At 70.8% G+C, this 14,095-nt stretch carries 11 protein-coding genes; 4 read left to right on the forward strand and 7 right to left on the reverse strand.

All coding sequences use genetic code 11. From position 1 onward, the window contains the following. The first annotated feature begins 64 nt into the window (after positions 1 to 64). Together ACGFNP_RS28060 and ACGFNP_RS28065 are read left to right on the forward strand one after the other, a co-directional pair. Positions 65 to 1,183 carry an exonuclease SbcCD subunit D gene (locus tag ACGFNP_RS28060; RefSeq protein ID WP_358313499.1) on the forward strand — a complete coding sequence of 373 codons (1,119 nt, stop codon included), beginning with the start codon at positions 65 to 67 and terminating at the stop codon, positions 1,181 to 1,183. Then, positions 1,184 to 5,431 carry an AAA family ATPase gene (locus tag ACGFNP_RS28065; protein ID WP_393323904.1) on the forward strand — a complete coding sequence of 1,416 codons (4,248 nt, stop codon included), beginning with the start codon at positions 1,184 to 1,186 and terminating at the stop codon, positions 5,429 to 5,431. Between the two features lie 21 nt (positions 5,432 to 5,452). On the opposite strand, the gene ACGFNP_RS28070 is transcribed toward ACGFNP_RS28065, so the two are convergent. Continuing rightward, positions 5,453 to 6,376, reverse strand: a complete 924-nt coding sequence (locus ACGFNP_RS28070) for a hypothetical protein (protein ID WP_393323907.1) — start codon at positions 6,374 to 6,376, stop codon at positions 5,453 to 5,455. Positions 6,377 to 6,558: 182 nt separating this feature from the next. Between ACGFNP_RS28070 and ACGFNP_RS28075 the strand changes: the two genes are divergently transcribed. Both ACGFNP_RS28075 and ACGFNP_RS28080 read left to right on the forward strand, forming a co-directional pair. After that, positions 6,559 to 7,488: a dihydrodipicolinate synthase family protein gene (locus ACGFNP_RS28075; protein ID WP_358313489.1), complete on the forward strand. Its 930-nt coding sequence runs from the start codon at positions 6,559 to 6,561 to the stop codon at positions 7,486 to 7,488. A 248-nt stretch (positions 7,489 to 7,736) separates the two neighbouring features. Then, positions 7,737 to 8,015: a hypothetical protein gene (locus ACGFNP_RS28080; protein WP_358313486.1), complete on the forward strand. Its 279-nt coding sequence runs from the start codon at positions 7,737 to 7,739 to the stop codon at positions 8,013 to 8,015. A gap of 12 nt (positions 8,016 to 8,027) precedes the next feature. Here the strand turns inward: ACGFNP_RS28080 and ACGFNP_RS28085 are convergent, their stop codons facing one another. The 6 genes from ACGFNP_RS28085 to ACGFNP_RS28110 are packed head-to-tail and all read right to left on the reverse strand — an operon-like array spanning position 8,028 to position 14,065. Continuing rightward, positions 8,028 to 8,810 (reverse strand): FadR/GntR family transcriptional regulator, encoded by a 783-nt coding sequence (locus tag ACGFNP_RS28085; protein ID WP_358313484.1) that lies wholly within the window; start codon positions 8,808 to 8,810, stop codon positions 8,028 to 8,030. Beyond that, the gene (locus ACGFNP_RS28090) at positions 8,807 to 9,943 is read right to left on the reverse strand and encodes an ABC transporter ATP-binding protein (protein ID WP_358313481.1); all 1,137 of its coding nucleotides are present in this window, start codon (positions 9,941 to 9,943) and stop codon (positions 8,807 to 8,809) included. The genes ACGFNP_RS28085 and ACGFNP_RS28090 overlap by 4 nt, the downstream gene beginning before the upstream one ends. Continuing rightward, a complete protein-coding gene (locus ACGFNP_RS28095; protein ID WP_358313478.1) occupies positions 9,940 to 10,749 on the reverse strand; it encodes a carbohydrate ABC transporter permease in 810 nt (269 codons plus the stop codon). The genes ACGFNP_RS28090 and ACGFNP_RS28095 overlap by 4 nt, the downstream gene beginning before the upstream one ends. Further along, positions 10,746 to 11,606 carry a carbohydrate ABC transporter permease gene (locus ACGFNP_RS28100; RefSeq protein WP_219536305.1) on the reverse strand — a complete coding sequence of 287 codons (861 nt, stop codon included), beginning with the start codon at positions 11,604 to 11,606 and terminating at the stop codon, positions 10,746 to 10,748. The genes ACGFNP_RS28095 and ACGFNP_RS28100 overlap by 4 nt, the downstream gene beginning before the upstream one ends. An 11-nt stretch (positions 11,607 to 11,617) precedes the next feature. Further along, on the reverse strand, positions 11,618 to 12,922 hold the full coding sequence (locus ACGFNP_RS28105) for an extracellular solute-binding protein (RefSeq protein ID WP_358313475.1): 1,305 nt from the start codon (positions 12,920 to 12,922) through the stop codon (positions 11,618 to 11,620). Between the two features lie 30 nt (positions 12,923 to 12,952). Then, on the reverse strand, positions 12,953 to 14,065 hold the full coding sequence (locus tag ACGFNP_RS28110) for a cellulase-like family protein (protein ID WP_393323914.1): 1,113 nt from the start codon (positions 14,063 to 14,065) through the stop codon (positions 12,953 to 12,955). Positions 14,066 to 14,095: the final 30 nt, after the last annotated feature.

Consider the following 14,095-nt stretch of genomic DNA (forward strand, 5'->3'; position numbering starts at 1 on the left):
CTACTCCCGTGTTCTGTGACCCAGGGGACCACATTTGTCGGTGGGAACTGTTAGCTTCCTGCGAATGCGGATCCTGCACACCTCCGACTGGCACCTGGGGCGATCGTTCCATCGCGAGAGCCTGCTCGAGGGCCAGGCCGCGTTCGTCGACCATCTGATCGAGACGGTGCGTGCCGAGCGGGTCGACGTGGTGGTGGTGTCGGGTGACGTCTACGACCGCGCCCTGCCGCCGGTCGACGCGGTCGCGCTGTGCGGCGACGCGCTGCGCCGTCTGATGGGCACCGGCGCCCGCACCGTGCTCATCAGCGGCAACCACGACTCGGCGCGGCGGCTCGGGTTCGGCGCCGACCTGATCGACGCCGCCGGAGTCCACCTGCGCACCGACCCGTCCCGCGCCTGGGAGCCGATCGTCGTGGACGACGTCGCCTTCTACGGCATCCCCTACCTGGAGCCCGAGCTGGTCCGCGGTCCCTGGGAGCTGCCCGACCGCAGCCACACCGCCGCGCTGTCCCACGCCATGGCGCACGTACGAGCCGACGCCGTGCGACACCGCCAGTCCGTCGTCCTGGCCCACGCCTTCGTCACCGGGGGAGAGGCCAGCGACAGCGAGCGCGACATCAGCGTGGGCGGGGTGGCGCACGTGCCGCTGTCGGCGTTCGACGGGGTCGACTACGTCGCGCTCGGCCACCTGCACGGCCGCCAGCGGATGTCGGAGACGGTCCGCTACTCCGGCTCGCCCCTGGCCTACTCCTTCTCGGAGGTCAACCAGAAGAAGGGGTCGTGGCTGGTCACGCTCGGCTCGACCGCCTCCACCGTCGACTTCGTACCCGCGCCCGTGCCCCGCCCGGTCGGCCGCCTGCGTGGCCTGCTGGAGGATCTCCTGACATTTCCGGAATATGACGCCTTGGAAGACCATTGGCTCCAGGTCGTCCTGACCGACCCAATCCGCCCCAAATCCGCCATGGACCGGCTGCGCGCCCGCTTCCCCCACACCCTCGCCCTCTCCTTCGAGCCCGCAGGCGGCGCTCCCGCCGCCCAGCCCGCACGGCTCAGCGGGCGCCCCGAGGCGGACGTGGCGCTCGATTTCGTCCGGGAGGTACGCGGCGAGCCTGCCGCACCTGACGAGGAAGACCTGCTAAGACAGGCGATCGAGGCATCCCGGGTGAAGGAGACGATGGCGTAGATGCGGCCGCACCGGCTCTCGCTCACGGCCTTCGGGTCCTTCCCCGGTTCGGAGACGGTCGACTTCGACGCGCTGACCGAGGCGGGCCTCTTCCTCGTCCACGGACCGACGGGTGCGGGCAAGACCACGATCCTCGACGCCCTCTGCTTCGCCCTCTACGGCCAGGTTCCGGGCCAGCGCAACAGCGCCCGCGCGCTGCGCTGCGACCACGCCCCGCCGTCCGTCGGGCCCTCGGTCTCGCTCGAGGTGTCGGTGCGCGGCCGTTTACTGCGCATCCAGCGTTCGCCGGTGTGGCAGCGGCCCAAGCTGCGCGGGTCCGGATTCACCGAGGAGAAGGCCAAGGTCATCGTCGAGGAACGGGCCGGCTCCTCCTGGCACGGCCTGACGACCCGCTCCGACGAGGCAGGAGACCTGGTGGGCGGGCTGCTCGGCATGAACGCCGACCAGTTCTGCCAGGTCGCGATGCTGCCGCAGGGCGACTTCGCCAGGTTCCTGCGGGCCGATGGGGATGACCGGCGGCGGCTGCTGGAGCGGCTGTTCACCGTGAAGGTGTTCACCCAGACGGAGTCCTGGCTGGCCGAACACCGCAAGACGGCCTGGCGGGAGCAGCAGGAGCTGCGACAGCAGGTGGACTTCGCGATCCAGCGCCTGGAGGAGGCAGCGGGCGACCTCACGCCGACCGCCATCACCGCGCCGGACGCAGTCACGGAGGCTGCCGGCTCGGACGCTGCCGTCACCGGTGTTCCGGCACCGGGTGGTGCCGTGCCGGGTGCTGCCGCAATGGACGGTGCCGCGCCAAGCACTCCCACCCCGGGCGCCGCTCTGCCGTCTGCAGGCGCCCTTTTCGATCTGCCCGCAGACCCGTCCGCTGGCCCGGACACTCCCGGCAGCCATCGGTCGGAGCGGAGGGCAGCCGCCCCGTCGGCTCCCGACACCGGCTCGCCTGGCTCCGGCACCGTCCCGCCCGGTTCCGACGCAGAGCCGCCCGATGCGGACACCGACCCGCTCGGGTGGGCCGGAGCGCTGCTCGCTGCCGCCCGCGCCGTCGTCGTCCGTACCACCGGCCAACACGAGACGGCGGGGCACGCGCTGCGTTCGGCGCGTTCCCGCTTCGAGCAGGCGACGTCGCTGGCCGACCGCCAACGCCGCCACGCCGAAGCCCTGACATTGCGCCGCACCCTCGACGAGCGAGCCGAAGAACGCGCCGAACTCCAGGCCATCCTCGACGACGCCGCCCGCGCGGACCGCGTACTCCCGCTCATCCGAGCCGCCCGCCAGCGCGCCGAAGCCGCCGCCAAGGCCCACGCCCTGGCCACCGACGCCGTCGCCCGCGCCCACCCCCTCCTGAAAACCACCCCAACGCCCGCATCTCGTTCTTCCTCTGCGCCCACCGCCCCCTCCGACGACGACGCGTCCGCCATCTCCTCTGCCCAGGCCCCCGCCGCGTACCGCCTTGACCGGCCGCGCGAAGGCTCGCCCGCAGCCGCCTCCACCCCCACGCCCGCGGCCTACCCCGTTGACTGGCCACTCACCGACCCCTCCCACACACCCTCAGACGAGGAGAGCGGCTCGCGGGCGCTGCCTCGGCGGGCGAATCTGGTCGGATGGGTCGAGCCCGAGCGGCTCCGCGCCATGGAACGCGACCGGCAGGCGGAGATCGCCCGCCTGTCCGAGCTGCTCACCGAGGAGGCCAGGCTGCTGGTGGTCCGGCGGGACCTCCAGCGCGTCGAGCAGGAGCTGACCGGCCTGGCCGCCGAGGACGAGTCCGCCGCCACCCGGCTCGCCGCCCTGCCCGCGCTCGTAGCAGAGGCCGAACGGAAGCTGGCCCAGGCCCGGCTGGACGCCGCCAGAATCCCGGCGGCCGAGGCCGTACGGACCGCGGCGGCCGAGCTGATCGGCGTCGACCGGGAGCTGTCCAGGCTGGCCACGGAGCTCGACGGGCTGACCCAGCGGGAGGCCGAGGTGGCCGCCGCCGACGCGGAACTGCCCGCCCGGCTGGCCGACGTCAACACCCGCCTGTCCGAGGTACGGGCCGAGGCGGCCGCCATCCCCGCCGCCGTCGCGACACTGGAAGCCGCCAAGGCCGTACGAGATGCCGCCCACCGCGGTGAGACCCTCGCCGCCGAGCTGGAGTCGGCCGCCGCCGCGCACCAGTCCCTCGTGGACCGGGCGCAGGGCCTGCGCGAACACTGGCTGGACGTACGGCAGGCACGCATCGACGGCATGGCCGCCGAACTGGCACGCGACCTGTCCGACGGCAGCCCGTGCGCCGTATGCGGCTCCGACCAGCACCCTCACCCGGCCTCACCCGCCCCCAGCGCCCCCAGCGCCGACGACGAGCAGGCGGCGGAGAGCGCCCACGAAGCGGCCCTGTCCGAACGAGAGGCGGCCGAACGCGCACTCGCCTCCCTCGAATCCCGCCACACCGACGCCGTGTCAGCCGCAGGCGGCCTCGACCCCGCCACGGCGGAGTCCGCGACGCTCCAGGCACAGGAACAACTGGCCCGCCTGGAGGCGATCGCCGAACGCGAGCCCGCCCTGGCCGCCGAACTGGACCACATCGAAACGGAACGCGAACGCGTCCGCGACCAGTCCCGCGACCTCGGCGAACTCCTCACGGCCCACCGCACCCACCGCACTCACTTCCAGGCCGAACGCACCCGCCTCGTCACCCGCCTGATCCAGAGCGGCCTCCTCGACACCTACGTCCCCACCACCGACACCGGCCGCTTGGGCACCGCCACCGGTCGCCCCACGGGGTCCGCCCAGTCCGACTCCCGAGTCGATCTCCGGACAGAGGACGAAGCTGACGGCTCAGCGCAGGGCCGGACCGACCGGGGTGTGGCCTCTGGCGAGGCGGTTTCGGTCGGCGATGGCGGGGCGGAAGATGGGTCCGACGTCTCGGCGCGGGCTCGGGCCGAGCGAGGTGCCGCCTCTGAGGAGACGGTTCCAGGTGACGGCCGGGGAGCGGAGATCGGGCCCGAGCTGGCGCCCGCCGTGTTGGCGGTGGCCGAGAAGGAGCTGGAGAGGCTGCGGGCGTCGGCCGGGTTGGAGGCCGGGCTGGCGCGGGAGGCCGCCGGGCTCGGCCAGGAGCGGGTGGCGCTGGAAGAGCGAGTCCGCCGCCTGAGCGCCCGCCTCGCGGCCGGCCGTACCAGACAAGAGGAGCTCAGCGGCGACGCCGGACGCCTGACCGCGCGGCTCGACAGCGCGCGCGGCGACGACTCGACGCTCACAGCCCGCCTGTCCAGGCTGAACGACGAGGCAGAGCTGCTGCGGGAGGCCCTTGACGCCACGCAGGCAGCCGTCGCCGCCGAGGCTGAACGGGTCAGGGCGGTGGAGGCGGCCGGGCGGGCGGCTCTGGAGGCGGGGTTCGACGACGTCGCCGATGTGGAGAGCGCCGCCAGGAGCGAGTACGAGCGGGAGAGCAAGGCCGAGCTGCTGCGGCGACTCGACGCGCAGCACGCGGCCGTGACCAGCACGCTGGCCGATCCCGAGCTGGTCGCCGCCGCACAGCAGGACGTACCCGACCTGGCCGTCGCCGAGGCGGCACGCGAGGAGGCGGAGCGGGCGCACACAGCGCTGGCATCGGCCCGGGACCAGGCCGAACAGCGTGAACGGCGAGTGGCCGAGCTGGGCGCCGAACTGGCGGCGTGCATCGACCGCTGGCAGCCCGCCGCCGACCGGCATCGGCTGGCCGAGCGGCTGGCGGCGCTGGCCAGCGGTACGTCGAGCGACAACCAGTGGAGCATGAGCCTGTCGTCGTTCGTGCTCGGCGAACGGCTCCGGCAGGTGGTCGACGCCGCCAACGAGCGCCTCGACCACATGTCGGCCGGACGTTACCTGCTCCGGCACGACCTGCGGAAGACGGCCGGGGCCAGAGGGCGTTCCGGGGGCGGGCTGGGGTTGCGGGTGGCCGACGGGTGGACGGGCGTCGATCGCGATCCGGCCACACTGTCGGGCGGGGAGAGCTTCATCACGTCCCTCGCCCTCGCGCTCGGCCTGGCCGACGTCGTCACCGCCGAAGCCGGCGGGGCGGAGATCGGCACGCTCTTCGTGGACGAAGGCTTCGGCACGCTCGACGAGGACACGCTGGACGGCGTACTGGACATCCTCGACGGGCTGCGTGACGGAGGCCGGGCGGTCGGCATCATCAGCCACGTCGCCGAGCTCCGCTCCCGGGTCCCGGCCCAGCTCAAGGTCTCCAAGACGCGTACCGGATCCACCCTGTCGACGGTCGGCGTGGGCTGACGACCTCCTGCTCCGCTTGTCTCAGCGGGGGATCGGCAGCACGCGGTCGGGGTGATCCTGCTGGTACGCCTCACCATCCGGATAGATGCGCCACGAGTCGCCCGACGCCAGCAGTATCGGGCTCCGCCACGCCTCGGTCGGGAGGGGAAGCTCAACGCGCCGCAGACGTTTCGACGCGTCCCAGATCAGCAGTCCGCGTACGTTACCGAGCAGATTGATCTTGGTCGGATCGTACCGCGGATGGTCCCACAGGCCGCCGATCTCGGTATGGACGAAGCGGTCGTCGAGCCATTCGGCGAACTGCTCGCACAGCGGGCCCATGTCCGGGTCACACGGCACCGGCACTGGCTCGCCGTCGACCCAGAGCAGGGCGCCGATCCAGTTCGGTCCCTGGAGCAGCAAGGCTTGATGCCGGAGGTCGGGGGAGAAAACGAGACGGATCGTGCTCTTACCCGTCTCGTCGAGGTAGTTGAACGCGCACCGCTCGTCCGAGAACTCGAAGCCGAGCTCCCGGTAGTCGGCGGGCGTCATCCCTGCCGGCAGGTCCGGGTACGTCTGCGTCCATCCGTCCCGGCCGCGCGCCGCGATGCGCCCGGCCTCGCCCATCCACGCCCACATCGACAGGGCACGCGCCGGATCCTCCCCGTCGCCCAAGGTCCTTGTGGTGAAGCGGTGCTCCAGCCAGTGCGCCAAGGACGCGGTCTTGACGGCGCCGTCGAGAGCGACCGGCGTCGGCGCGCGGCGGCCGTCGATCCACAGCAGCGTCCCGCGCCGGCCGCGGCGCGCTTCGAGCAGCACGGCCTGGTGCCGCGTGTCCGCGGAGAAGTAGACGCGGAACGTGACGCCCGCGCGGGAACGCCTCAGGTATCTGCCGTACGAGCGAAAGCCCGCGCCCACGCAGTCCTCGACGGTCAGGCCGGTCGGCGGGGCGGCGGGCTCCGCCACGGCACCGTGTCCGTGACGTGTCGCGACGGGCCCGGCGTCGTCCACCCATCGCCTCAGCGCCTCAGGGCTCATCCCTGCCGGCCGCCGCTGTCCCCGCCGTCACACCACACATCCTGGATCTCTCTGACGCTGTGAGTCCAGTGGTTCGGTCGCGCAGCGCTGCCGTGCCTATATTTCGATCTATGCCGTCCTTTCTTACGCGAAAGTCCCTCGGTGGCACGTGGGGGACCGCTCTGCTGCCACTCCGTTCCGACGACTCCATCGACTTCGCCCGGCTGGCCGACGAACTGGACCGGCTGGCCGCCGCAGGCCTGGACGGCGTGTACGCCCACGGCACGGCGGGAGAGTTCCACGCGATAACCGACGAGGAATACCAGCAGGTCAACGAGCTGCTCGCGGAGCGTTGCGCCGGCCTGCCGAATCAGATAGGCGCCAGTCACATGAGCGCCACCACGTGCCTGCGACGGGTGGAGCTGGCCCGCGAGCTCCGGCCAGGGGCCATCCAGGTGATCCTGCCTGACTGGGCGCCACCATCGCGGGCCGAGGTGGTGGCCTTCCTGGAGCGGGTCGCCGAGGTCGCCGACCCCGTGCCGCTGGTGCTGTACAACCCGCCGCACGCCAAGACCCGCCTCACGCCCGCCGACTTCGGCATGCTGGCCGCCCAGGTCCCCGCGCTGGTCGGGGTGAAGGTCGCGGGCGGCGACGCGGGTTGGTATCGCCAGATGCGGACCGAGGCGGCCGGTCTGCCGCTGTTCGTGGCGGGGCACACCTTGGCCACCGGCATGGAACTGGGTGCGGCGGGGTCTTACTCCAACATCGCGGCGTTCAGCCCGAGCGGCGCCATGGCCTGGCAGCATCTGATGCGCACCGATCCGGTGGCGGCGCGCGAGGTGGAACGCCGGATCGGCCTGTTCTTCGCCGAGCATGTCCAGCCGCTCGCCTCCGAGGGCTACGCCAACCCGGCGCTCGACAAGTTCCTCGCCCACGTCGGCGGCTGGGCGGACATCGGCACCCGGGTTCGCTGGCCGTACCGCTCGGTAGAGGAGGAGCACGCCGAGCGGCTCCGCCCGCTCGCCAGAACCGCCCTACCGGAACTGTTCCCCGCGTCGTAGCGTCTTGGACGCCTGAATGCGCGCCCACCATCATCACTTCGATCTTCGAGGTGGATATGAGAATCCGGCAGCCGGCGCCCGTCATAGCGTCTCTCATCGTGGCCTGTACGCTGGCTGCCTGCACGCCCGTGCCTCCGGAGGCCCGGTCATCACCACGGAGCGCCGCCTCGCCGGGCGATCCATCCCAGACCGAAGCGAGTACATCTCCGCCGGCTGAGTCCGGTTCGCTGCGGGTGCCGAGTATGGAGGTGGGCACCACATCCCTGCTTACCGCCGGGCCGGCCAAGGGATCTCGCCAGGTCGGTGTCATCCCCGGCGGTAAGGGGAGCGTCTGGGTGCTGTTCGACTGCCGAGGGGCGGGAAAGGCGGAGATCATCGTGGAGTCGGTGGTGAACATGCCGTTGACCTGCTTGGCGAACTCGCTTACTCCGACCCTGAACAAGCTCGATCTCAAGTCCAAGAAGGCGCTGAGTATCCGTGTTCAGGCCCCCGACTCGGTCGAATGGGCCCTGCGGGTCACGCGGTGATGCTCCAGGGAGTCAGACGAGGGTGGGGTCCGCCGGTAGGTTGTCGCCGAACGGGGTCTCGGCCAAGGGGGCCGCGAGCTGGTGTTCGACGACTTCGGCCAGGTTGGTGTCCAGGTCTGGGCCGTAGAGCTCCTCGGCGAGGTCGAGGTGCCGTCGCATCGCCTCGCGGGCGCCGTCCGGGTCGCGGTCGAGGATGTGTTCCAGGATCACGGTGTGCAGGGGTTCGCCGGCGGCGCGGACCTCGCGGTCGCTGAGGCTGCGCAGCATCAGGCCGTAGGCGAGGTCCTGGATCGCGGTGAACATCATGTGGATGACCGGGTTGCCGGAGGCCCTGGCGATGGTCTCGTGGAAGGTGAGGTCGACGCGGGCCCTGGCGTGCAGGTTGCCCGGCTGGGCGAAGAGCTGGTGGATGCGCAGCAGGTCGGTGCGGTCCTGCTTGGTGGCGTTGGTCGCGGCCAGGCCGGCGGCCTCGGTCTCCAGCATGACGCGGGCGCGCATGAGCTGCCGGGCGGTGACGCCCGCCGCGCGGGCCGCGAGGTTCATCGGTCGCATCAGGTTCTCGGCCGTGTAGTGGCGGACGAAGCTGCCGCGTTTCGGCGAGACCTCGACGAGCCCGCGTTCCTGCAGAGCCTTGAGCGCCTCCCGGATGACGGGACGGCTGACGGCGAACTCGGTCGCCAGATCGCGTTCGGACGGCAGGCGGACCCCGGGGGCCCAGCCTCCGGTCAGGATCCGGTTCTCAAGGACGGCGATGAGCGTACTCAGGTTCGTCGCCGACGCGCGCCCAGCGGTCATGCCGACCACGGTAGCGGCTGGCCGTCGGCGGCGAGTTCGATGCCGTGCCAGCACGCCCGCCCATCCGGGCCGAAGAGGTGAAGATCGGTGAGCGGCACCTGGAAGGTCGCGGGCTCTCCGTCGCGCGGTCCGGTACGGGGCGGGAGGCGGGCGACGATGGCTCGTCCGGTGCTGTCGCGCAGGTGGAGGATGCTCTCGTTGCCGAGGTTCTCCCGGTACGACACGGTCGCCGCCAGCGGATAGGCGGGCGTCCCGTCGTCGACGCGCGTGTGGACCGACTCAGGCCGGAAGCCGATCCGCACCGACTCCGGCAGGTCCGCCGGCAGCCCCTTGCGCGGCAGCCGCCACTTCAGCTCGCCGCTGGTCAGCTCCACTTCCTCCTCGGACGGGTGCACGGTGGCGTCGAGCAGGTTCATCCGGGGGCTGCCGAGGAACGTGGCGACGAACACGGTGGCCGGTCTCTCGTAGATCTCGCTCGGGGTGCCGATCTGCGCGAACTCGCCCTCGTTGAGCACCGCCACCCGATCTCCCATGGTCATGGCCTCGACCTGGTCGTGCGTCACGTACAGAACCGTGCCCTCGGTGCGGCGGTGGAACTCGATGAGCTCCGCGCGCATCTGCACGCGCAACGCGGCGTCCAGGTTGGACAGCGGCTCGTCCATGAGGTACGCGGCCGGCTCCCGGATCATGGCGCGGCCGAGCGCGACCCGCTGGCGCTGGCCGCCGGAGAGCTGCCCGGGCCGCTTCTTGAGTTGGTCGGTGAGCCCGAGGGCCGCGCCGGTGTCGGCGATCCGCTGCCGGATGACGTCTTTCGGCACGCGGTGGGCGCGCAGCCCGAACGCCAGGTTGCCCTCGACGCTCAGATGCGGGTAAAGGGCGTAGTCCTGGAAGACCATGCCGATCCCGCGGTCGCCGGGGTGGGCGTGGGTGACGTCCCGCCCGCCCACGGTCACCCGGCCGGAGCTGACCGGCTCGATGCCGGCGACGATGCGCATCAGCGTGGACTTCCCGCACCCGGACGGACCGACGATCACCAGGAACTCCCCGTCCTGGACGTGCAGGTCGATGTCGGCGAACAGCACCTGCTGGCCGTAGCGCTTGGTGACCTGCTCGACGCGGATGCCGTCGGTCATCTTTTGACTCCTCCGAGAGTGAGGCCCGAGACGTAGTAACGCTGCAGGAAAGAGAACAGGACGAGCGGGGGCAGGATCGAGATGAGCGCCGCCGCGGTCTGCAGGTGGTAGACGATCCCGTGCTCACCTTCGAAGGACGACAGCGCGAGCGGCAGTGTCCACAGGTCCTGCTCGCTGGCCGCGATCAGGGGCCAGATCAGGTTGTCCCACTGGGCGAGGAACTGCAGCAGCAGGACGGTGAGCAGGGCCGGTCGCAGCAGCGGTACGGCGATGCGGAGGAAGATGCGCAGTTCGCCGGCGCCGTCCACCCGCGCGGCGTGCAGCATCTGCACGGGGATGCCCAGCGCGAACTGCCGGACCAGGAAGACGCCGAGCGCGCTGGCGGCGAACGGCGCGATCAGGCCCTGATAGCTGTTGAGCCACCCGATCTCGCTGAGCATCACGAACACCGGGATCATGACGACCGCCGGGGTCAGGGACAGCGCGACGACCACCAGGTTGAGCAGGGCGGCCCGGCCGGGGAAGCGCAGCCGGGCCAGCGCGTACCCGGCGGCCGCCGAGATCGCCACGTCGAGCACGGAGACCGCCGACGCGATCAGGACGCTGTTCATCAGGTAGCGCGGGAAGCGGCCGTCGGTCATGATCTGGCCGATGTTGTCGAACAGCGCGAACCCGTGGAACCCGAGCCCGGACAGGTCGCCGTCGTCCGGCGCGGACGCGAGCACGACCATGGAGTAGAGCGGGAGCAGCATCAGCGCCACGAAGCCGACGAGCGCCACGGCGGTGAGCGACCGGCCGATTCTCATTCCTCGTCACTCCTGACCAACGTGAACTGGGTGAAGGCGAAGATCAGCAGCACCACCAGCAGGACGATCGCGATCGCGGAGGCATAGCCGAACCGGGAGTAGGAGAACGCGTTGTTGTACAGGTACAACGGCAGCACCTGGGTGGCGTTGACCGGTCCGCCCTTGGTGAGCAGGTAGGCGGGCACGAAGGACTGCATGGCCCCGGTGACCGCCACCACGATCACGAAGGTGAAGGTGCGGCGCAGCAGCGGCACGGTGACCAGGAAGAAGGTACGCAGCGTGCGGGCGCCGTCGATGGCCGCGGCCTCGAAGACGTTGGCCGGCAGGGCCTGCAGCCCGGCGACGAAGATGATCACGTACAGGCCGACGTACTTCCAGATGACCATCACGAGCAGCGCCCAGATGGCGTAGTCGGAGTCCGTGAGCCACGGGCGGGCGCCGACCCCGGCCGCGCGGGCGAGCGCGTCGGCCAGGCCGCCGGTCGAGTAGATCACCTGCCACAGTACGGTGGCGCCGACCAGCGGCATCACCGCGGGAATGAAGATCAGCCCGCGCAGCCAGGCCCGGAACCGCCCGGGTTTGGCCAGCGGCACGGCCACGACCAGAGCGATCACGATCGTCGGGCCCACGGCGAAGACCGTGTACAGCAGGGTCACCCCCGCGCTGCTCCAGAACTCGTCGCTCGTCACCATCTCGCGGTAGTTGTCGAGCCCGACCCATTGAGGGGTGCCGGAGAGGTCGTAGGAGGTGAAGCTCAGGTACAGGGCGGCGAGCGCGGGCAGTGCCCAGAAGAGCACGAAGTACACGATCGCCGGGGCGGCGAGGCCCGCGCCGGCGCGGGCCTCGACCGTGGTCATGGAGCGGGCTCTCACTTGAGAATCCGCCCCACCGCGTCGTCGAACGCGGTCGCGGCTGTCTTGGCGTCCTGCTTCTTGTGGATCACCGATTCGAGCGAGTCGAGCAGCGCTTTGATCGTCTCGGTCCACTGCGGCAGCACCGGGCCGAAATCGGTGTACGGGATCTGCTCCTCAAGCTGCTGGCTGGCCTTGTCGCTCGCGCTGGGCAGCTTCTGCCAGCCGGCCGTCGGGGTGACCAGGCCGGTGGCGGACAGCTGCTGGTTCACGTTGTCGCCCTCGGTGAGCCAGTTGATGAAATGCCAGGCCGTGTACGGATTCTTCGCCTTCTTGGCCACGAACCAGCCCCAGGAGTAGCCGGCGGCCACCTTCTCCTTGCCCTCCCAGCTGGGCACGATGGCGCTGTCGAAGGTCTTGCCCAGCTTGGCCTCGGGGTTGATGGCCGGGATGAGGCTCGAGGTGAACCGGCCGGACATCAGCATGGCCGAGGTGCCCTTGGCGAACAGGCCGAACGCGCCGACCGGGTCGCTCAGCTTGGGGTTGCCGAGGCTGCCGTAGTATTCGAGCGCCTTGATGCCCTCCGGCGTGTTCAGCATGCCGCGCCGGGAGCTCTCGTCGATGATCTGCCCGCCCAGCCCGCGGATCAGCGGGATGAAGTTCAGCATCGCCCAGATGTTGTCGGCGAGCTGCCACTGGAGCCCCACCTTGGAGGCGTCGGCGTTGGTGAGCTTCTGGCTGTATTCGGCGATCTGCTCCCAGGTGGTGGGGGGCTTGTCGGGGTCGAGACCGGCCTGCTCGAAGCGGTCGCGGCGGTACCACAGGTGGACGGAGTTGAAGTCGATCGGCGTGCCGTAGACCTGGTTCTCGTAGGTCAGCGCGGCGAACGCGTTGGCCTCGAACCTGCTCTTGAGCTGGTCGAGCGAGCCGGCGCCGAAGTCCGCCGGCGCCAACGGCGCGAGCTGCCCCTTCGACGCCCGCTCGGCGAGCGTCCAGGCGCCGACCTTGATCAGGTCGGGCGGCGCGCCCGTGGTGAACGCCGTGGAGAGCTTGGTGTCGAGGTTGGCGATCGGGACGTACAGCGGCTTGATCGACACCTTCGGGTACTTCTTCTGATATTCGGCGATCTTGGCGTTGAAGTACTTGGTGTTCGCGGGCTCTTCATGCATCCAGACGACGACCTGGCCCTGTGGCCCGGCCTTGCTGGAGCCGACCGGCTGCTCGGCCGACCCGCACCCGGTCAGGGTCAGCTGGCTCACTGCGCCACCGAGGGTGAGCAGGGCGGCGCCACGCAGCAGGTCTCGACGGGGGATGGCACTCATGTGTGCGGTTCCTTCCAAAACACAGGCCGTTCAGGGAACGGCGGTGAACTCGGTTACCCCCGCGTGGATGGCGTCGGTCATGCTCCGGTGCCAGGCCACGTCCTTCCACATGCCGATGAACTGCGGCCCGCAGAAGTTGCTGGTCGCCAGCGCCTCCCAGCGGCCGGTGGCCAGCGCGGCACGTACCCCGACCTCGCACAGCTCCTTGATCCAGGCCCAGTCGCGCCCCGGCCCGTCCTTGTAGTTCACGACCGCCCAGCACTCGGTCGTCACCAGCGGCTTGCCGGCCGACCGCGACCATTCGGCGACGCGCTCGATGTGCGCGGTGAGGCCGTCGGCCCAGCGCCGCGGGTCCGCCCGGTAGAGGCGTTCCGCCGGGCCGGACAGCGCCTGGTAGGCGTGCGGGTCGAACTGGGAGCGCTCCAGGTCGTAGCCGATCTCGGTGTAGAAGCCGGTGGCCTGCGGCGTCATCCAGACGTGCGGTTCGAGCAGGTCCAGCTCGGTGAGGTCCTCGCCGTCGGCGCCGGTGGTCTCGGTGGCGATGGACAGCGTGTAGCGGTAGCGCGGATGCGCCGCGCGCAGAGTGGCGATGGCCTCGCGCGTCCAGCCCCGCACCACCTCCTCGCCCCGCGACAGGATGACGGCGTCCGGGTCGTTCCCGTACAGGAACGGCGCCCACATCGGGATCGGCCACTCGTTGACCAGGTCGACGAAGTAGATCGCGTCGGCGAGACCGGCGTCCTCGATGGCCGACAGCGTGACGTCCCAGACACGGGCCAGGTCGGCCGCGGTCCGGATCTGGGATCGGGTGTCGAGCTCGTCCCGGCGGAACCAGGAGGACAGCGCCACCCGCAGGCCCCGGGTCGCACAGGCCTGGATGAACTCCAGCAGTTCGGGCAGCACGCGCACGGACACGGGCTCGGTCGCGCCCCACGCCTCGAAGTGCCAGACCGGCAGCAGGCGCCAGGTCCGATGCGGATCGGTCGCCACCAGATGGGGGAAGGCGTCGATGCGCACCGCGTCGTAACCGCGCTCGACGAGCTCGTCGAGCGCGCGGTCCCAGTCCTCGTACCCGGCGCCGTCCCAGCGCCGTTCGAGCCAGGAGAAGTCCCACATGGTGATCGCCAGGGGTCTGTCGGTCAACGTCATAGCCTCAACATCCGTCCCGACCGT

The sequence above is a fragment of the Nonomuraea sp. NPDC049269 genome, from assembly GCF_043197155.1.
Classification (GTDB): Bacteria; Actinomycetota; Actinomycetes; order Streptosporangiales; family Streptosporangiaceae; genus Nonomuraea.